The 16,995-nt window shown below is 68.9% G+C and carries 21 protein-coding genes; 11 read left to right on the forward strand and 10 right to left on the reverse strand.

The window, feature by feature from the left end:
* Positions 1-153, forward strand: a 153-nt coding sequence (locus tag ABZ420_RS32550) for a sigma factor-like helix-turn-helix DNA-binding protein (RefSeq protein WP_357131125.1), incomplete at its 5' end; no start/stop codon positions are given.
* A 199-nt stretch (positions 154-352) separates the two neighbouring features.
* On the opposite strand, the gene ABZ420_RS32555 is transcribed toward ABZ420_RS32550, so the two are convergent.
* The 4 genes from ABZ420_RS32555 to ABZ420_RS32570 form a co-directional block, all read right to left on the reverse strand.
* Entirely contained in the window at positions 353-1,009 is a 657-nt protein-coding gene (locus tag ABZ420_RS32555) for a class I SAM-dependent methyltransferase (protein WP_357131028.1), read from the reverse strand.
* 34 nt (positions 1,010-1,043) lie between these two features.
* Positions 1,044-2,294 carry a saccharopine dehydrogenase NADP-binding domain-containing protein gene (locus ABZ420_RS32560; RefSeq protein WP_357131031.1) on the reverse strand — a complete coding sequence of 417 codons (1,251 nt, stop codon included), beginning with the start codon at positions 2,292-2,294 and terminating at the stop codon, positions 1,044-1,046.
* A 37-nt stretch (positions 2,295-2,331) separates the two neighbouring features.
* On the reverse strand, positions 2,332-3,744 hold the full coding sequence (locus tag ABZ420_RS32565) for an AarF/ABC1/UbiB kinase family protein (protein WP_357131034.1): 1,413 nt from the start codon (positions 3,742-3,744) through the stop codon (positions 2,332-2,334).
* Between the two features lie 221 nt (positions 3,745-3,965).
* On the reverse strand, positions 3,966-4,634 hold the full coding sequence (locus tag ABZ420_RS32570) for a TetR/AcrR family transcriptional regulator (protein WP_357131037.1): 669 nt from the start codon (positions 4,632-4,634) through the stop codon (positions 3,966-3,968).
* Between the two features lie 233 nt (positions 4,635-4,867).
* Between ABZ420_RS32570 and ABZ420_RS32575 the strand changes: the two genes are divergently transcribed.
* From ABZ420_RS32575 to ABZ420_RS32595, 5 genes are all read left to right on the forward strand, one after another.
* Positions 4,868-6,202 (forward strand): DUF445 family protein, encoded by a 1,335-nt coding sequence (locus ABZ420_RS32575; RefSeq protein WP_357131040.1) that lies wholly within the window; start codon positions 4,868-4,870, stop codon positions 6,200-6,202.
* A 104-nt stretch (positions 6,203-6,306) separates the two neighbouring features.
* Positions 6,307-6,813: a helix-turn-helix transcriptional regulator gene (locus tag ABZ420_RS32580; protein WP_357034552.1), complete on the forward strand. Its 507-nt coding sequence runs from the start codon at positions 6,307-6,309 to the stop codon at positions 6,811-6,813.
* Positions 6,810-7,496, forward strand: a complete 687-nt coding sequence (locus ABZ420_RS32585) for a heparin-binding hemagglutinin (protein ID WP_357131042.1) — start codon at positions 6,810-6,812, stop codon at positions 7,494-7,496. Before ABZ420_RS32580 ends, ABZ420_RS32585 begins: the two co-directional genes overlap by 4 nt.
* Before the next feature lie 66 nt (positions 7,497-7,562).
* On the forward strand, positions 7,563-7,868 hold the full coding sequence (locus tag ABZ420_RS32590) for a DUF2516 family protein (protein WP_039802199.1): 306 nt from the start codon (positions 7,563-7,565) through the stop codon (positions 7,866-7,868).
* A 92-nt stretch (positions 7,869-7,960) separates the two neighbouring features.
* Positions 7,961-9,004, forward strand: a complete 1,044-nt coding sequence (locus ABZ420_RS32595) for an alpha/beta hydrolase (RefSeq protein WP_357131045.1) — start codon at positions 7,961-7,963, stop codon at positions 9,002-9,004.
* 24 nt (positions 9,005-9,028) lie between these two features.
* Here ABZ420_RS32595 and purU read toward each other — a convergent pair whose 3' ends face one another.
* Positions 9,029-9,919 carry a formyltetrahydrofolate deformylase gene (gene purU, locus ABZ420_RS32600; protein ID WP_357131048.1) on the reverse strand — a complete coding sequence of 297 codons (891 nt, stop codon included), beginning with the start codon at positions 9,917-9,919 and terminating at the stop codon, positions 9,029-9,031.
* 152 nt (positions 9,920-10,071) lie between these two features.
* Here purU and ABZ420_RS32605 point away from each other — a divergent pair, with 152 nt between their 5' ends.
* A complete protein-coding gene (locus ABZ420_RS32605) occupies positions 10,072-10,323 on the forward strand; it encodes an Arc family DNA-binding protein (protein WP_357034546.1) in 252 nt (83 codons plus the stop codon).
* Positions 10,320-10,736, forward strand: coding sequence for a type II toxin-antitoxin system VapC family toxin (locus tag ABZ420_RS32610; protein WP_357131051.1), 417 nt, complete (start codon positions 10,320-10,322; stop codon positions 10,734-10,736). The genes ABZ420_RS32605 and ABZ420_RS32610 overlap by 4 nt, the downstream gene beginning before the upstream one ends.
* A 99-nt stretch (positions 10,737-10,835) precedes the next feature.
* Here ABZ420_RS32610 and ABZ420_RS32615 read toward each other — a convergent pair whose 3' ends face one another.
* Complete coding sequence (locus ABZ420_RS32615; RefSeq protein WP_357131052.1) at positions 10,836-11,390, reverse strand: N-acetyltransferase; 555 nt, start codon at positions 11,388-11,390, stop codon at positions 10,836-10,838.
* 155 nt (positions 11,391-11,545) lie between these two features.
* Here ABZ420_RS32615 and deoC point away from each other — a divergent pair, with 155 nt between their 5' ends.
* The gene (gene deoC, locus ABZ420_RS32620) at positions 11,546-12,214 is read left to right on the forward strand and encodes a deoxyribose-phosphate aldolase (protein ID WP_357131055.1); all 669 of its coding nucleotides are present in this window, start codon (positions 11,546-11,548) and stop codon (positions 12,212-12,214) included.
* 78 nt (positions 12,215-12,292) lie between these two features.
* Here the strand turns inward: deoC and ABZ420_RS32625 are convergent, their stop codons facing one another.
* Positions 12,293-13,015, reverse strand: a complete 723-nt coding sequence (locus tag ABZ420_RS32625) for a DUF2993 domain-containing protein (protein WP_084498684.1) — start codon at positions 13,013-13,015, stop codon at positions 12,293-12,295.
* Positions 13,016-13,114: 99 nt separating this feature from the next.
* On the opposite strand from ABZ420_RS32625, the gene ABZ420_RS32630 reads away from it, so the two are divergent.
* Positions 13,115-13,723 (forward strand): hypothetical protein, encoded by a 609-nt coding sequence (locus ABZ420_RS32630; protein WP_357131059.1) that lies wholly within the window; start codon positions 13,115-13,117, stop codon positions 13,721-13,723.
* A gap of 11 nt (positions 13,724-13,734) precedes the next feature.
* Here the strand turns inward: ABZ420_RS32630 and ABZ420_RS32635 are convergent, their stop codons facing one another.
* The 3 genes from ABZ420_RS32635 to ABZ420_RS32645 all read right to left on the reverse strand — a co-directional run bounded on the left by ABZ420_RS32635 (position 13,735) and on the right by ABZ420_RS32645 (position 15,639).
* Positions 13,735-14,541, reverse strand: coding sequence for a class I SAM-dependent methyltransferase (locus tag ABZ420_RS32635; RefSeq protein ID WP_357131062.1), 807 nt, complete (start codon positions 14,539-14,541; stop codon positions 13,735-13,737).
* Positions 14,511-15,032 (reverse strand): DUF2505 domain-containing protein, encoded by a 522-nt coding sequence (locus ABZ420_RS32640; RefSeq protein WP_040870417.1) that lies wholly within the window; start codon positions 15,030-15,032, stop codon positions 14,511-14,513. Before ABZ420_RS32640 ends, ABZ420_RS32635 begins: the two co-directional genes overlap by 31 nt.
* Positions 15,033-15,153: 121 nt before the next feature.
* Positions 15,154-15,639 (reverse strand): DUF2505 domain-containing protein, encoded by a 486-nt coding sequence (locus tag ABZ420_RS32645; RefSeq protein WP_357131065.1) that lies wholly within the window; start codon positions 15,637-15,639, stop codon positions 15,154-15,156.
* Between the two features lie 216 nt (positions 15,640-15,855).
* Here ABZ420_RS32645 and ABZ420_RS32650 point away from each other — a divergent pair, with 216 nt between their 5' ends.
* The gene (locus tag ABZ420_RS32650) at positions 15,856-16,953 is read left to right on the forward strand and encodes a UDP-N-acetylmuramate dehydrogenase (RefSeq protein WP_357131128.1); all 1,098 of its coding nucleotides are present in this window, start codon (positions 15,856-15,858) and stop codon (positions 16,951-16,953) included.
* Positions 16,954-16,995 lie beyond the last annotated feature (42 nt).

Genomic DNA, 16,995 nt, shown 5'->3' on the forward strand with positions numbered 1-16,995 from the left:
TTGGTCGCGGTGGATGTGGAGGGGTATAGCGTGGCCGAGGCGGCCGCTTTGCTGGGTGTGCCGGAGGGAACGATCAAAAGCAGGTGCGCTCGCGGTCGGCAGCGGTTGAAAGAGCGATTGGATTATCTGCGTGATCCGGGGAGCCGGAGGTGATCCCCCACTGGCTCCACCTACCACTACTTCCCGGCGGCAAGCGCAGTTGGCGGCGGAAGCCGTGCGCTTCGCCGACGCGCTGGCCGCCCGCGAACTCGGGAGAGGGCTGCCCACCGGGGCCGTGGCCGGTTCGCGGTCGGCGCGAGCGAGGACGACGCCGTTCAGACCGTGGACAAACTCGAGTTCGTGATCCGGACGGTCACCGGTGATCGAGCCCATGCCCACCGAACGCTTTCTCCGGCGGCTGAGCGGGTTTCGTCGCGCTGACGTACTGGAGGAGGCGATGGACCCGCTGGTCGATCTCCACCAAGCCCTGTTCGGCGAAGAGGGTCGGGAAAGTGCGCGTGCCGAATACCCGCAGACCGCTCAAACCGCCGACCACGCGGCTCACCTCGCCGATGGGGTTGGCGGCCCGATGGCTGGTGGTGATCGCGATGCGGCCACCGGGGGCGAGGACGCGAATCATCTCGCGGGCGGCGACGAGCGGGTCGGGAATGAGGTAGAGCGCGCCGAAACAGCAGACCGCGTCGAAGGTGCCGTCCGCGAACGGGAGTGTGCGCGCGTCGCCGCGCAGATATCCGACGCGCGGTCCGGCGTTGTCGGCGACGGCGCGCGCCAGCATCGGCTCGGAGTAGTCCAAGCCGATCGCGTAGCCGTCGCCGGACAGCGAATCGCTCAGATATCGGGTGAAATTGCCCGGCCCGCAGGCGATGTCGAGCATCTTCTGCGCGCCGCCGAGCCGCAGGGTGGCGACCGCGTCACGCCGGTCCGCCGCGGTCGTCCGCCCGCTGGCGAGATAGAACAGCGTCGGCCGCCAGGCTCGCTCGTACACCGCCGCGAGCGCGGGGGCATTCATCGTTTTTCGTGCCAGGTTCACCGGTGTGCGTCTCTCAGGCGCGGTCCACGGTGATGGTCATGCCCGCCGCGCGCAGCCGCTCGGTGAGCGCGTCGCCCATCGCGGCGGCGGGTGTGAGGATGCCCGCGAGCTCGGGTTGGTTGTCGGTGTCGAACGTCAGGCACAGGCCGCTCTGGCCGAGCAGCACCGCGGTGGCCTGGTAGCCGGGATCGCCGGTGCCGGAGAAGGTGGCCACGTACTTCGCGCCCGAGGTGGTGTGCGCGAACGTCATCATGGTGAACCAGCCACTCTTGCGCGCCTTCTCGTCCGGCCCGGTGCCGGGCTTGGGCAGCACGCGGTCCAGCAGCTTGCGGCCCGCCGCAGCCCGCGACAGCAGCGCGCCCGCGGTCAGGCCCGCCACGATGCCGCCCGCCATGCCCGCCGCGACCAGCGGCGCCATCCGCGACCTTCCCGCGCTCATCACTTCGCGGTAGCGGAAGTTCTTGCCGTACACCCAGCCGAGCAGCCCGTTGGTGCGCCGCACGACCTTGGTGTTGTGCGCGGCCATGACGAACGTGCTCACCCACCCGTCCAGGCTCGGGTCGACGGCACTCGCCCGGGACAGCGCCTGATCGGACTGGCGACCGACGTCGGGATCCATCGACTTGTCCGGGCTCAGCGAGTACGGGTGCGAGAGAACCTTGCCCTTGGCCGGATCGGCGGCGACCGCCTCCATCATGGCCCGGCCGGAATCGATGGTGCCGCCGCTGACGCCGCCCTTGAGCGAAGCCACCAGCGTGGTGTCGACGAGCTCGCCGGTGTTGTCCTCGACCGTGCGGCGGTAGAGCTGGTAGACGCTCAGATCGGACGGAATCGAGTCGTAGCCGCATGAATTGACGATTTTCGCACCCGTGGCGACGGCCTGTTCGTGATAGGCGTCGATGGCTTCGCGGATGAACAGCGGCTCACCGGTGAGGTCGGCGTAATGGGTGCCCGCCTTGGCGCACGCCGCCACCAGCGGCAACCCGTAGCGCAGGTACGGGCCGACCGTCGTGACCACGACCTTGGTGCGTGCCGCCAGCTCGTCCAGTGCGGCCTGGTCTTTCGAGTCGGCCACCACCAGGCCCCAGCTCGCGGCCTTCGGGCCGAGGTTGTCGCGCACGGCGGTCAGCTTGTCCAGCGACCGGCCCGCCAGCGCGATCCGCGCGGATTCCGGGGCGGCCCCGGTGAGGTACTCCGCGGTCAGCTTGCCGACGAAACCGGTGGCGCCGAAAAGGACTAGGTCGTATTCCCGAGTGTCTGCCATGGGTCTTCCGTTCTGCGGTCGTGTCGCCGTTCGGCGGCTACTTCGTGGTCTTCTTGCGCGGCCGTTGCGGCGCTGCCTGCGGACGGCCGTCGAGCCAGGCGTGATGGGCGCGGCCGAGTTCGGTGGCCGGTGGTTCGTCGTAGAGCCATTCCCGGGCGATGCGATGCCAGTTCGCGGTGCAGCCGAGCTGGCCGAGCATGCCGAAGGTGAGGAAGTCGGCGCGGCGGGAGAAGAGATGTTCCGGCGGCAGGTTCTGTTGCTTCATCCCGGTGAACTCGCTGGCCCTCGGGTCCACCGCGAGCAGGAAGGCGCCGCTGGCCAGCTCAGGGGTGATGGTCAGTTCCTCGTCGACCAGACACCATTCCGACGCGGCGAGCACGTATTCCAGGCACTCCTCGGCGCCGATCTCCTCCGGTGAATCGATGACGCCGCGCCGGATCATCAACTCGCGCAGATCTTCCGCGCGGTCTTCGGCGGCGGCGCGCAGACAGACCAGCTCGAACTGCACGTGCTCGGGATCCATCCGGTTGAACAGCCCGAAATCCAGGAATCCGACCCGTCCGTCGGCGGCCAGCAGCACATTGCCCGGATGCGGGTCGCCGCAGAACTCGTTGAAGGTGAACAGCGACCCCATGTAGAACCGGTAGATGATCTCGCCGATCCGGTCGCGCTCCGCCTGGGGCAGCTGCCGGATCTCGTCGAAACCCTTGCCAGGGACGTACTCGGTGATCAGGACCCGTGTGGTGGAGAACTCCGGCAGCGAGCGCGGCACGATGACGAACGGGTGCTCGGCGTAGAGCTCGGCGATCTGCGACTGGGTGGCCGCCTCGGCCCGGTAGTCGAGTTCGGCCTCCATGTTCAGCCGCAGCTCGTCCAGCACCGCGGGCGTCACCCACGGCATCGCGGACTGTAGTACGCGCCGGAACATGGCGAGATTCTTCAGGTCCGCGCGCACCGCGGCGTCGATGCCCGGGTACTGCACCTTCACCGCGACCTGGCGGCCGTCGTGTAGTCGTGCCCGGTACACCTGGCCGATCGAGGCGGCGGCGACGGGCTCGGCGTCGAACTCGGCGAAGACGGCGTCCAGCGGCTTGCCGAAATCGTCCTCGATCACTTGGCGCATGGCCGCGAAGGACACCGTCGGGGCCGCGTTGCGCAGCACGGCCAGGCGTTTCTGGAACCGCTCCCGGTGGTCCTCGGGAACCAGGTCCAGATCGAGCACCGACATCATCTGGCCGAGCTTCATCGCGACGCCCTTCATGGTGCCCAGCACCATGACCACCTGCTCGGTGGTGCGGATCATGGATTCCTCGGCCATCTTCGCCCGGACGGCCTCGGATCTGCCCCGCATGGTCAACCGCGTGCGCTGGGTGCGAAGCACCGAACTGGCTGCCACCGCACCCAGCTTGGTGCCACGAGCAAGCCGAGAGGTCGGTACTTGCTTCGCCATCGAGGTACCTCCATTGGTGCCGCGGTCGGAGCGACGGACGCGCAGGCGGCAGCGTGCGGGCCGTCGTGTCCCGCGCGGACCGCCGTCGAGTACGGCGCCGGCGGTGACGCAGCGCACTCGGCGCACCGCTCGGGTTCAGACTAGCCAAGGTTCCGGCAAAGTCGACAGTGCCGGTGAACTTCAGCAAGCGGTCCAGCTAGCACCTGGGCCGACGGCCCGAGTCAGTCCTGCGCGGGCGCCTCGGGAGTGGGCAGCACGTGCTGCTGCGCGTTGAAGGTCGCGGGCGAGCCGCCCGAGCGGGCCATGCCCTCGATGGCGCTCCAGGCCAGCATGGTGAGGTAGTCGATCACGTCCTCGCGGGACAGCGACTTGTTGGTGGTCCACCAGTGCGTCGCCAGCTGAATGCCGCCGACCAGCACGTACGACGCCAGCGCGGCGCCCTCGGTCGCCACGCCCCGATCCTGGGCGCGCTCGGTGATGACGGCGCACACCACCTCGGCGAACAGCTTCTCGAACTCGGCGAGCGAGGACTGGTCGGCCGAGCCGTTGCCCATGATGAACCGGTAGACCTCCGGGTCCTCGTCCACCGTCCCGACGTATTCGGCGAGCGCCGAGCGCACCAGCTGGTATTCGTCGGCGTCCAGGCTGATCGCGCCGTACACCCGCGGCATCAGCGTGGTCTCGATGAACCGCTGCATGGTCGCGTGGACCAAGTCGTTCTTGTCGGAGAAGTAGCGGTAGAGCACGGTCTTGGAGACGCCGATCTCCGCGGCGATCTCGTCCATGCCCGCGTTGCTGCCGCGGGCGCGCACCGCGGCGAGGGTTCCGTCGACGAGTTCCTCGCGGCGGTCGATCTTGTGTTGCCGCCACCGGCGCTTGCGGCCGTCCATCCGGCCGCCGCGCACCGCCGACGGTCGCTCGCCGATATCGACAAGGTCTTCGGTGGACAGCGTGGGCTCCCTCGTTCGTATGGGCTCGGTGGCTACCAGCTTAGGTCCCCGCTACCCGTGATATGCGCTTTTGAGCCCGGATGCGGTAGGAACCACAGCTTCGGGCGCGTCCGGCGTGTCCACATCGCGCTCGCCCGCTCGCCCACTTCGCCGCGCACAGCAGAATGGGAGGCATGGAGAAAGCTCCCGGCAACACCGCGGTGGCGGATGCCCCCGCCGGGCCTGCCGCCGCGCCCTTCGGCTTAGCCGCCGTACTCGACGAGGCGGCCAAGCGTCGTGACCTCTGGCGGATGAAGGCGTTCGCGGCCGGCCTGCTCGCCCTGGCCACCGCGATCTATCTGTTCTGCCGCTGGACCGAATCGCGGGGGGCGGGTGGCGACTGGGTCGGCTACCTGCGGGCCGCGTCGGAGGCGGGCATGGTCGGCGCGCTGGCGGACTGGTTCGCGGTGACCGCCCTGTTCCGTCATCCACTCGGCCTGCCGATTCCGCACACCGCGATCATCCGGCGCAAGAAAGACCAGCTCGGCGCCAGCCTCGGTAGCTTCGTCGGCACGAACTTCCTGGCGCCGGAGGTGGTGTCGGCGAAGGTGAACTCGGCACAGGTCTCCTGGCGGGTCGGGCGCTGGATGGCCGATCCCGGTCATGCCGCTCGCGTGGCGCAGGAGAGTTCGACGATCCTACGGGCCGTCGTCGGCGTGCTGCGCGACGAGGACGTGGAGCAGGTCATCGACAACACCATCGTCAAGCGGATCGCCGAGCCGCTGTGGGGTCCGCCGATCGGGCGTGTGCTCGCGGAACTGCTCGCCGACAACCGGCAGTTGGCGCTGCTGGATCTGCTCGCCGAGCGCGCGCACCAATGGGCGCTGGGCTCGCAGGAGACGATCGATCGGATCGTGCTGCGGGACGCGCCGCAATGGGCGCCGAAATTCGTCAACATCCTGCTTTCCGAACGGATCTACCGGGAACTGGTCGAGTTCACCTGGAAGATCCGCTCCGATCCGGAGCACGAAGTCCGCCTGGCCGCGAATCGGTTCCTGGAGGAATTCGCCGAGGACCTGCAGAACGACGACGCCATGATCAAGAAGGCGGAGCGCATCAAGGCGCAGATCATGGGCAGGGAAGAGATCACCGGACTCGCCTCGGCCACCTGGCGCGCGGCGAAGCGGCTGATCCTGGAGTCCGCCGACGATCCGCGCAGCACGCTGCGGCGCAAGGTCGCCGAGAACGTGCAGCAGCTCGGCGAGCGATTGCGCGACGACGCGGACATGCGCGCCAACGTGGACGGCTGGATCGACCGCGGCGCGCGCTACTTGGTGGAAAACTATGCCGGTGAGATCAGCACCCTGGTCACCGACACGGTTGCCAGGTGGGATGCCGAAGAGGCGAGCAAGAAGATCGAATTGCAGGTCGGCCGGGATCTGCAATTCATCCGCATCAACGGAACCGTCGTCGGTTCGCTTGCCGGACTGGCGATCTACACGATTTCCCATTTGATGTTCGGCGGTTGAGCCGCGGCACGCGGACTATTTGCCCGAACACTGCTAGCAGACTGCTTGCAATAGCTAGCACCCTGTCCTAGAATCGAACTCGTACAACCGCCAGAAGGTGAGTGATGGCAGACCAGCCCGAGGTTTCCGCCGAGTACACCGACAGATCGGACGAGCACTCGTCCGGCGTCGGCGAACGAGGGGGACGCGTCGTCAATGCGGCGCACGACATCGGAGGCTTCATCAGGGCGCAGCGAGAAGCCGCGCAAGTCTCGCTGCGTCAGCTCGCCCAGCTGGCGGGGGTGAGCAATCCGTACCTCAGCCAGATCGAGCGCGGACTGCGCAATCCGTCCGCCGAGGTGCTCACGCAGATCGCGAAAGCGCTGCGGGTCTCCTCGGAGGTCTTGTATGTACGGGCCGGCTATCTCGAGCAGCGGCCGCACAGTCCGGTCCGGGATGCCCTGCTCGCCGACACATCCATCAGTGAGCGGCAGAAGCAGGTGCTGCTGGACATCTATGAATCGTTTCGCCGGGAAAACGGAGGAAACGAGGCAGGGGGGGACGTATGGGACAGCGACGTTCCGCGCACGACAACCGACACTCCGCCACGCCAGGAGAACGAAACATCATGACCGAGAAGAACGCCACCGTCACCAAGCCCTTGCTCGCCACCGTCGGTGCGGGTGACGCCCTCTACGCCGCCGTCAACGACGTGGTCGCGCAGGTGCGCGAACGCGCGGTCACCACCGACGTGCAGACCCGGGTCGAGGAGGCGCGCGAGCGCTTCGCCACCGTCCCCGCCGACGTCCAGGCGCAGTTCGAGTCGCTGCGCGAGCGGCTGTCCGGGCTGCCGTCGGAGCTGCCGGAGGACCTCGCCGAGCTGCGCGAGAAGTTCACCGCCGAGGAGCTGCGCACGCTGGCCGAGAAGTACTACCGGCAGGCGCTGGACCTCTACGCCGACCTCGCTGTCCGCGGTGAGGAGGCCATCGAGCGGCTGCGCGCCAACCACTTGGTCGAGGAGCGGATCGGCAAGGTCGAGACCATCTACGGCGACGCGGTGAGCCGCGCCGAGGATGTGTTCGGGCGCGTCAACGGGCTGCTCGGCCGCCCGGCCAAGGTCGAGGAGACCGAGGCCGCGCCGGTGGCCGAGCCCGCGCCGGTCGTCGAGGCCGAGGTCGTCGAGGTGACCACCGAGGCCACCCCGGCTCCGGTGACGAACGGTGCGCCGAAGAAGGCTCCGGCCAAGAAGGCGACCACCCCCGCCGCGGCGGCCAAGAAGGCTCCGGCGAAGAAGGCCGCTCCCAAGAAGGACTGACCGCCCGCAGCCGACACTGTCCGACGCCCCCGCGCACCCCTGGTGCGCGGGGGCGTTGCTTCTATGATGGGTGGGGTGAATATGGTGCACGGATTGACCGGGATGATCCTGCTGGTGTTGTGGCTGGCGGCGCTCGGTGCGACGATTTTCGCGCTGATCCACGCCGTTCGTCAGCGTCCGGACGCGTTCACCGCGGTGGACAAGCTGACCAAGCCCATCTGGCTGGCGATTCTCGGGGCGGCCGTGCTCGTGCTCCTCCTCTCGCCCGCGGGTCTGGGCCTGCTTTCCTTCGCGGCGATCATCGCCACCGGCGTCTACTTGGCCGACGTGCGGCCCAAGGTCGACGAAGTGCAGCGGGGTCCACGCTGGTGAGGGCGGAGATCGCCGACAGGTAAGGGTGCTTGCACTAGCAAGCGGTGCGAATCGGGGTTACTGTATCTAGCAGTAACACAAAGGAGTGTCCGATGCGTGCCATGCTGCCGACCGCGTTGACGAGCTTCCCGGGGCTGCTCCGGAGCTTGCGCGACGCGCACAGCGCCGACTTGCGTTCCCGTACCTACCGGATCGCGGCGTTCAACCCGCCGACCGTGCCCCACGAGGTGATCCCGGTCCGCGCCAGGGACGGAGCCCGGCTGCGCGTACACGCCTACGGTTCGCCGGACAAGCCGGTCATCGTGCTCGTGCACGGGTGGACCTGCTGCCTCGAATACTGGAATCCGCAGATCAACGCGTTCGCGGGCGAGTACCGAGTGATCGCTTACGACCAGCGCGGCCACGGCGAGAGTGAATACGGGTCGAGCGAGTTGAGCATGGACCTGCTGGCCGACGACCTGGCCGCGGTGCTCGACGCCGCGCTCGCGCCCGGACAGCGTGCCGTCCTGGTGGGGCACAGTCTCGGCGGCATGACGCTGCAGGCCTGGGCGGGACGTCACCCCGAGCGGGTCGCGCGCCAGGCGCGGGCGGTGCTGCTGACCAATACCGCGGCCGATCGGCTGATCCTGGAGACCACGGTGGTGCCGCTGCTGAACCGGCCGTGGCGGATGCTGCAATTGAAGGTGCCGCTGCCGTTCCTGTTCGGCAGGCTGGGGCTCGGCGCCCCGATGGTCTTCCCGCCCATCGCGCCGGTGCGCTGGCTGTTCGCGCGCCAGATCCTCAGCACCGCGGCCGAAGGCGAGCTGCTGGACTTCAGCATGGCCATCGTGCGGTCCTGCCCGGCCCGGGTGCGTTCCAGGTTCGGTTTCCTGCTCGCCACGATGGATGTGGGGGAGTCGGCGCGCAATCTCGTGGTCCCCACGACGGTGCTCTCCGGACAATTCGACGACATGACGCCACCGGTGCACTCCGAGCGGATCGTCGAGCTGCTGCGGGAGACCGGCAGCCTCGTGCGTTACCAGATGCTGCCGACCGGCCATCTCGGCAATGTCGAGGCCTACGAGCGGTTCAACGAGGAACTCGGGCGCCTGCTCGCCGAGGTGGGCGAGCGCGCCCGCGCCGACCTCGCGGGCTGACGCGCCGGGGCGGCGTTCGCCCCGTCAGGAGAAGACGACCGTCCGGCGGCCGTGCACCAGCACGCGTCCCTCCAGATGCCAGCGCAGCCCGCGCGCCAGGACCACCCGCTCGATGTCGCGGCCCTGGCGGACCATGTCGCGCACTTCGTCCGCGTGATCGATGCGGATGACGTCCTGCTCGATGATCGGGCCCGCGTCCAGTTCCGCGGTCACGTAGTGACAGGTGGCGCCGATCAGCTTCACGCCGCGGGCGAACGCCTGGTGGTAGGGGCGAGCGCCGACGAACGACGGCAAGAAGCTGTGATGGATGTTGATGGCCTTGCCCGCCCAGTGCTCGCACAGCTCGGCGGGCAGCACCTGCATGAACCGCGCCAGCACCACCGCGTGCGGGTTGTGCGCGTCCACCAGGGCACGGACCTCCTCGAACGCCGGACCGCGCTCGGCAGGGTCCCTGGGGAACGGCACGTGATGGAACTTCACCCCGTGCGCCTCGGTCATCGCCGCGAGATCCGGGTGGTTGCCGATCACCGCCTCGATGGTGGCGGGCAGTTCGCCGCTGGCGGCGCGCCCGAGCAGATCGTGCAGGCAGTGGCCGTCCTTGCTGACCAGCAGCACCGCGCGGCGGCGGGCGCGGGAGTCCAGCAATTGCCATTCGGTCTGCGGACCCAGGTCGGCCGCCACTCCGGCGAACCGGTCGCGCAGTTCCTCGATCCCGAACGGCACCGTCGCCGCCTTGATCGCCTGGCGAGTGAAGAACCAGCCCGTCTCCACGTCGGAGTGGTACCCCGCCTCCACGATCGAGCCGCCGAACTCGGCGATGAACGACGTGATCCCGGCGATGATGCCCGGACGATCCGGGCAGCCGAGCGTCAGCACGTAGCGGCGGTCGTCCAGGACGGGTGGAGCGGTACTCATGCGTTCATCCTCGCAGGTGCACCAGGTGGGATTCGCCGCGCCTTCGCCTGACCTTCGGAAGGCGGCGAGGGTCCCGAGCAGGTCGATCTGCTCTACGATTGAAGGCAATGAAGGCAATGGCGCTATTGCTGGCACGGAGTGGGTGAGTGGACATGGCGAGACTGACCGTCCGGGATCTACCCGACGAGGTACGCGAGGCGCTGCGTGTCCGCGCGGCACAGCACGGCCGCAGCACCGAGGCCGAGGTCCGCGCGATCCTCATCGAAGCCGTTACCCCGGCCGCGCAAGTCGAACTCGGTACGTTGCTGGCGGAGATCGGTCGCGAGATCGAACTCACCGATGACGAGTTCGATGCGCTGACGACGCGCGACCGCCGCCCGGTCATTCCCTGGGAGTTCGAGTGATCCTTCTGGACACCAACGTCCTTTCCGAACCACTGCGCAAGGCGCCGGACCCTCGTGTAGTCGCCTGGATCGATGCTCAGCCTTTACGCACCTTGTACCTGTCCGCGGTCACCGTGGCCGAACTGCGGTTCGGCGTTGCCGCGATGCCAGAGGGTAGGCGACGAGAAGTCCTGCGCGACAGGCTCGAGACTCGGGTATTGCCTCTGTTCGCGGGGCGAGTTCTCGCTTTCGACCTGGCCGCATCCACCGCGTACGCCGAACTCATGGCCACCGCCCGCGCCGCCGGGGCCGCGATCGGCACCGCCGACGGCTATATCGCCGCGACGGCGGGCGCCGCGAACATGACCGTGGCTACTCGCGATACCGCGCCCTTCCAGGCTGCCGGAGTACCTGTCATCAACCCGTGGGTTTAGTGCCCGTTATATGCCCTGCTCGGCTCAGGGCAGGACCACCCGGCCGACACCGTGCATTCCTGGCGCTGGTCGTCTCGGCTCGGTGACCCAATGTCGCAGTCAGAGGTTGTAAAACGGCTCCGCGTAGTGGAATTCGCCTGCTATCTGGGAGTCGTAGGCCGACAGGGAGCGGACCTGGAAGTGGCTGATCCAGGCCGGGTCGTCCGGGGTGATGCCGAGACGGGCGGCGGGGACGAAACCGAAGCGCGGGTAGAACTCCAGGCTGCCGAGCAGGCCGATCAGGGGTTCGTCGAGGGCGTCGGCGGCACCGAGCGCCGCGTGCATGAGGGCCGAACCGACCCCGGAGCCTTGATGATCGGCGAGCACACCGATCGGGCCGAGCGCCAGCACGGGGAACGGGCCGACGGCGGCTCTGGTCAGGCACAGGTGACCGACCACGCTGTCGTGCTCGATCGCCACCAGGGAGAGCGTCGGGATCCAGCCCTCGTCGCTGCGCAACCGTGTGATCAGGTTCACCTCGGGCGGATCGGCGCTCTTACCGGGCACGGCGGCGCCATCGGTATCGCCGGCATCGGCATAGCGCGGTGCGAATGCGCTGCGGTGCACCGCAGCGATCGCAGCGGTGTCGTCGGCGCGTTCGCGACGGATCAGCACGGTCGTCTCCTCCCGAACGAAGTAGGGCCCATCCGCACACGTTAGTCAGTCGACCGTGGCGAAACGTTCTCCGATGCGCCATCAGCTACGAGTGTGCGGGAAGTGCCGCCAGGCGCGCAACGGAATTCGCCTCCGGTGTGCCAGACTCTCACCCCATGGCAAGTTCCGCGTCGCTGACCAGGGCCGAAGTGGCCGCCATGATCGATCACACGCTGCTGGCCCCGGAGGCGACGCCCGCCGAGGTCGACGTGTTGATCGAGGACGCTCGGGCATTGGGCGTGCTCGCGATCTGTGTGTCGCCGTCCATGTTGCCGGTGCGCGCGCCCGGACTGGTGGTCGCGACGGTCGCCGGATTCCCGTCGGGGAAGCATCATTCGCTGGTGAAGGGCGCCGAGGCGCGGCTCGCGGTGGACCAGGGCGCGGCCGAGGTCGACATGGTCATCGATGTCGGCGCGGCCCGCGCGGGGGATTACACGGCGGTGCTCGCCGACATCGTCACGGTGCGCGAAGCGGTGGGCGATCGGGCACTGTTGAAAGTGATCATCGAATCCGCCGCCCTGCCGGACGAAGCGATCGTGCAGGTGTGCCGGGTCGCCGAGCGCGCGGGAGCCGATTTCGTGAAGACCTCCACGGGTTTTCATCCCGCCGGTGGCGCGAGCGTCCACGCCGTGCGGTTGATGGCCGATACGGTCGGCGGTCGGCTCGGCGTCAAGGCCAGCGGCGGGATCCGGACCGCCGAGGCGGCCGCGGAGCTGATCGCGGCGGGCGCGACCCGGCTCGGGCTGTCGAGATCCCGCGAGGTGCTCGACGGCTTCGCGCCCTGATCGGCAGCCGAAAAGCCTTCGCGGATATCCGGTTCCCCGTGTGCCTCCACAATGCCCGAAGACGTTGTGGCGGGCCGTTCAGCAGCGCATGTCGGAGCTGTCGCCCGCGGGCTCGAGCTGGGTGCGTCCACCCGACAGGTGGACCGCGACGCCGGAGTCGGTGACCTGCAGTTCGGTCGCCGCCATGCCGAGCGGGTAGCTCTGCAGGCTCTGGGTGAACAGGTCGACGATGCTCTGCACCAGGTCGGCGGGCAGGCCCATGCCGAGCAGCTCCGCCGACATCGTCTCCACCTGCACCGTCCCGTTCACGATCTGGGGCTTCAGTTGGAGTTGGGCGAGGCCGCCGAGCACCGACAGGGTGAGCAGGCCGGTACTCGCCGAGGAGCTCACGTCACTGACCATGCTGCCGAGGGTCTCCTTGATCCCCTCGTTGCTCCACGTGACATCGGCCGAGGAGCTGCCGATCTCGCCGCCACCGTGGTCGGCGAGGTCGACGTCCCGGAAGACGGCGTGCACCACCATCCCGACGGCGGGACCGAACTTGGTGTCGTCGCTGTTCACCCGCACCGAGGGCACCTTGCCGTCGATCCAGGTGATCAGCATCGGCTTGGGGCCGAAGCCGACGTCGATCTTCGATCCCATCTCCTTCTCGAACTGCGAACTGATGCACTTCGACACCGTGTGCCTGGCGTAGGCCTCGCCGCCGACCAGGATCGTGGCGAGCAGAACAGCTACCACGGTCAGGGCGATCAGCAGGGCTCGCCGGTTGATCGTCTTGGTGGAGGTTGTGTTCGTACTCATGGCGAAAATTCTTCCCGACCTTTCTGTGCCGTCTCTGAGGAGGCAGTGAGGGGTTCGAATGTGACATGCAGCACAAAAACCGAGCGTAGCCTGATGCCCATGGCTGGCGATGTGGCAAGCCGCGCGATCGGATCCGCGGAACAAGGATGGCGTGTTCTGCGCCGCTGGGCCGGTCGGCACGCCGGTTTCTTCACGACTCGGCAGGTACTGCGCACGGGGTGCGGGGCGCGAGTGCGGGCAGCCCTCGGCGACGGTTCGGTGACCAGGGCAGGAATCGGCATGCTGCGGTTGGCCGGGTGGCCGGAAGGTCCGCTCGACGAATACGCGATGTGGGCTGCCTGGTTCGACGGCGCCGCGGTGGTCTCCCATCAGAGTGCGGCGGAGCTGCACGGGCTCGGCAGCCTCGGCCCGCGGTTCCTGCACCTGTCCGTGCGCGCGGGACGTCCACCGGTGACGCCGCGGCTGGCGGTCGTGCGCCGGTCGCTGGCCGGCGCCGATGTGGAATCGGCGGGCCCGTTCCTGGTGACGACGCCGGTGCGCACGGTGCTGGACCTGGCCGAGGGCGATATCGGGCAGGCGGCGTTGAACGAGGTGGTCGCCGACGCGGTCGCCATCGACCGCTGCGCGGGCCGCGAGATCACCGACGCGGGAGCGCGCCTCTCGCCGCGCGCAGCGAGACGGGTGTACCAGGCGCTAGCCGTAGCGTGACGAAACTCCGGCTAGCTCGGATCGAGCGGCGCGACGGCCGACCACGGCACCGAGAGCACATTGTCGCGCAGGCGTCGGCGGTAGGGGCGGATCGGGAAGCCTTCCGCGCGCAAGGCCTGGGCAGCCGCACGCCAGCGGACACGAGGACCGAAAGGCGCCATCGGCGCGGCGTGGGCCCACGCGCGATCGGCTGCCGCGAGCAGCGCGTGGATGGGTTCCCCGGGGACATTGCGGTGGATCAGCGCCTTGGGCAGGCGTTCGGCGAGGTCGGAGGGCCGCTCGACGGTGAACGGATCCCAGGCCAGCGTGAGCGAGCGCGGCCCGTCCCGGTCGAGCAGGATCCACGCGCAGCGCCTGCCCAATTCGTCGCAGGTGCCGTCGACCAGCAGTCCGCCCGGCGCCAGCCCCGCCAGGATGGTCGACCACGCGTCCGGGACCGCCGATTCCGGATACTGCCGCAGCACATTGAAGGCGCGAACGAGGACCGGTCGCAGCCCCGCCAATTCGAAGCCGCCGCGTGCGAAGGTGACACCGTCGCGACCGGGCACCACGCGCTGCGGGTCGATCTCGAGCCCCACCACGCGCACGTCGGCGCGGATCGTGCGCAGGCGCGCCGCCAGCTCGAAGGTGGTCCACGGGCTCGCGCCGTACCCGAGGTCGACCACCAGCGGATCGGGTGCGCAGGCCAGCCGGTCGGCGACGAGGTCGTCGTTGATCAGCCGGCGGTCGCTGCGACGGAGGCGGTTGACGGCGGTGGTGCCACGGGTGATGTTGCCGACCGGTCTGGTCAGCGAGTGGGGTGCTGTTCTTCCAGCCACTTGACCGTGAACTCGGCCTCGCCGCGGAACAGGTCGACCAGGTTCACCAGCATCAGCTGCTCCAGGCGCGGCCCGACCATCGGGATGAACACCTTCGCCTCCGAGGAGAAGCGCATGGTGCAACCGGTATCGGTGGGAAAAAGGCGGATGGCGCCGCCGAGGCTGCCGGGGCCGGCGGGGATGGCCGCCGAGTACTTGCCGGTGACCTCGTCCGGGGCGAACGGGCTGTAGGTCTCCTTGCGGGTGATCACCATGTCCTTGCGGATCACCGTCTGGGCGATCTCCGGCAACATCTCGCGGGGCAGGATGTGGTGCAGTTCGACGTCGATCCCGCCGTCGCCCGCCTCCAGCCGGACCACCTCGTTGCCGGGCGAGTACTTCCTCATCTCCTGCATCCGCGCGTCCCAGTAATCGCGGTTCGACAGCGCCGCGTACAGCTCTTTTGTGGTGTGCAGCGGATAGCGGGCGGAGTAGTCCAATCGGCGTGCCATGGGCTCACACGTTACTGGGTGCGGCGCCGCCGACCTCGGCGGGCGGGTGGAGTGCGGACCTGCCACGAACGCGGGGGCCGCAGGGTGTGACGTCGAACAAAGTCCGCATTCCCCGGGTGGATCAGTGCTCCGCGAGCCAGCGGCCGGTGAATTCCGCCTCGTTCTTCAGCAGCTCGGTGAGATGCTCCGCGATCGCCTTCTCGATCTTGCTGCCGAACAGCGGGATCTTCACCTCGATGGTGCCCTCGACCGTGGCGACGGCGCCGGAGCCGTCGGCGGCCAGCGTGACGGTGCCGCGCACCTCGGCGGGCGCGCCCTCGACGCGGGCTTCGAAGTCGGCCCGATCGCCGGTCCAGTCTTCGACGCGCGGGATGATCAGATCGCCGGGACGCACCGCGGTGACCGCGGCGGGCAGCTGTTCGGCGGCGATGGCCTGCACCATCTCGACGCGCACCTGATCACCACTGACAGTGACCGAATCCAGCCGGGCATTGGGGCCGCCGACCGCCGCGACGCGATCCTTCCAGTACTGATCGTTCGCGAACGCCGCGCGCACCGCGGCGGGCGGATTAGAGTAGCGGGCCGTGTACGCCAGCGGTGTAGCCATGGGTGCACACGCTACCGTGCAGCGCTGGAGCCACACGAGTGGTGTTGTCCGATTCGCTCGCGGGCCGAACGACGCCCGTGTGGCCATCGGCGCGCCTGCTAGCGGGTTGCGTTCGTGCTATCGGATTGCGCTCGTGCTGTCCGAATGGTGCTATCCGATCCGCCGCGAGAGGAATACACCAGCGTGTAGCCATTTGCATGCACGCTACCGTTTAGCATCGTGCGAACTTCACGAGTTGTGCCGTCGGACCTCCTCGCCGGTACCGGTGCGCGGCTGCGCGCCGACGTGCGGCTGGCGGAGCTGACCACACTGCGGGTCGGCGGCCCCGCCCTGGTCGCCGAATGCGCGACGACCGAGGCCCTGGTCGCGACGGTGCGCGCGCTGGACGCGGCGGGCGTCCCGGTCCTGCTGCTCGCGGGTGGCTCCAATCTGCTCATCAGCGACGACGGCTTCGACGGCGTGGTGGTCCGGGTCGCCACCACCGGCGTCGAGATCGGCGACGGCGGTGTGGTCGCCGAGGCGGGCGCGAACTGGGACGCCGTGGTGCGTGCGACGGTCGACGCCGGTCTCGGGGGACTGGAGTGCCTGTCCGGCATTCCCGGTTCGGCGGGCGCGACGCCCGTGCAGAACGTGGGCGCCTACGGCGCGGAGGTGGCGGGCCTGCTGCGCCGGGTGCGCCTGCTGGATCGCGCGAGCGGGGAGATCCGCTGGGTGGAGCCCGGCGAACTCGGCTTCGGTTATCGCACCAGCGTGCTCAAGCACCGTGACGACGCCGTCGTGCTCGCGGTCGAGTTCGCGCTGCGCCCGGACGGTTCCAGCGTGCCGCTGCGTTACGGCGAACTGGCTTCGGTGCTGGGCGCGGGGGACGGGGAGTCCCGGCCCGCGGCACAGGTCCGGGACGCGGTGCTGCGGTTGCGCGCGGGCAAAGGCATGGTGCTCGATCCCACCGACCACGACACCTGGAGTGCGGGCTCGTTTTTCACCAACCCGGTCGTCGCGCAGGAGCGGGTGGCGCAGGTGCGTGCCGCGATCGCCGCGCACCTGGGCGATGTCGCCGTGCCGACCTACCCGGCGCCGGACGGGGTCAAGTTCTCGGCGGGCTGGCTGATCGAGCGCGCGGGTTTCGCCAAGGGCTTCCCCGGCGCCGGAGCGCCCGCTCGGCTGTCGACGAAACACACACTGGCGCTGACCAATCGCGGCGCCGCCGGTGCCGCCGATCTGGTGGCGCTGGCCCGGACGGTCCGCGACGGCGTCGCCGAGCGCTTCGGGATCCGGCTGGAGCCGGAGCCGGTCACCGTGGGCGTCACGCTCTGACGCGCTGAGGCCGACACCACACGCCGCGGAAACGAGACCGGC

Source organism: Nocardia sp. NPDC005745, assembly GCF_040630775.1.
GTDB lineage: Bacteria > Actinomycetota > Actinomycetes > Mycobacteriales > Mycobacteriaceae > Nocardia.

What these genes read in the sequence shown, in the direction of transcription:
- ABZ420_RS32555 (WP_357131028.1), bottom strand. Translation starts at nt 1,009, where the DNA reads ATGAATGCCCCCGCGCTCGCGGCGGTGTACGAGCGAGCCTGGCGGCCG.
- ABZ420_RS32560 (WP_357131031.1), bottom strand. Translation starts at nt 2,294, where the DNA reads ATGGCAGACACTCGGGAATACGACCTAGTCCTTTTCGGCGCCACCGGT.
- ABZ420_RS32565 (WP_357131034.1), bottom strand. Translation starts at nt 3,744, where the DNA reads ATGGCGAAGCAAGTACCGACCTCTCGGCTTGCTCGTGGCACCAAGCTG.
- ABZ420_RS32570 (WP_357131037.1), bottom strand. Translation starts at nt 4,634, where the DNA reads ATGGACGGCCGCAAGCGCCGGTGGCGGCAACACAAGATCGACCGCCGC.
- ABZ420_RS32575 (WP_357131040.1), top strand. Translation starts at nt 4,868, where the DNA reads ATGGAGAAAGCTCCCGGCAACACCGCGGTGGCGGATGCCCCCGCCGGG.
- ABZ420_RS32580 (WP_357034552.1), top strand. Translation starts at nt 6,307, where the DNA reads ATGGCAGACCAGCCCGAGGTTTCCGCCGAGTACACCGACAGATCGGAC.
- ABZ420_RS32585 (WP_357131042.1), top strand. Translation starts at nt 6,810, where the DNA reads ATGACCGAGAAGAACGCCACCGTCACCAAGCCCTTGCTCGCCACCGTC.
- ABZ420_RS32590 (WP_039802199.1), top strand. Translation starts at nt 7,563, where the DNA reads ATGGGTGGGGTGAATATGGTGCACGGATTGACCGGGATGATCCTGCTG.
- ABZ420_RS32595 (WP_357131045.1), top strand. Translation starts at nt 7,961, where the DNA reads ATGCGTGCCATGCTGCCGACCGCGTTGACGAGCTTCCCGGGGCTGCTC.
- purU (WP_357131048.1), bottom strand. Translation starts at nt 9,919, where the DNA reads ATGAGTACCGCTCCACCCGTCCTGGACGACCGCCGCTACGTGCTGACG.
- ABZ420_RS32605 (WP_357034546.1), top strand. Translation starts at nt 10,072, where the DNA reads ATGGCGAGACTGACCGTCCGGGATCTACCCGACGAGGTACGCGAGGCG.
- deoC (WP_357131055.1), top strand. Translation starts at nt 11,546, where the DNA reads ATGGCAAGTTCCGCGTCGCTGACCAGGGCCGAAGTGGCCGCCATGATC.
- ABZ420_RS32625 (WP_084498684.1), bottom strand. Translation starts at nt 13,015, where the DNA reads ATGAGTACGAACACAACCTCCACCAAGACGATCAACCGGCGAGCCCTG.
- ABZ420_RS32630 (WP_357131059.1), top strand. Translation starts at nt 13,115, where the DNA reads ATGGCTGGCGATGTGGCAAGCCGCGCGATCGGATCCGCGGAACAAGGA.
- ABZ420_RS32640 (WP_040870417.1), bottom strand. Translation starts at nt 15,032, where the DNA reads ATGGCACGCCGATTGGACTACTCCGCCCGCTATCCGCTGCACACCACA.
- ABZ420_RS32645 (WP_357131065.1), bottom strand. Translation starts at nt 15,639, where the DNA reads ATGGCTACACCGCTGGCGTACACGGCCCGCTACTCTAATCCGCCCGCC.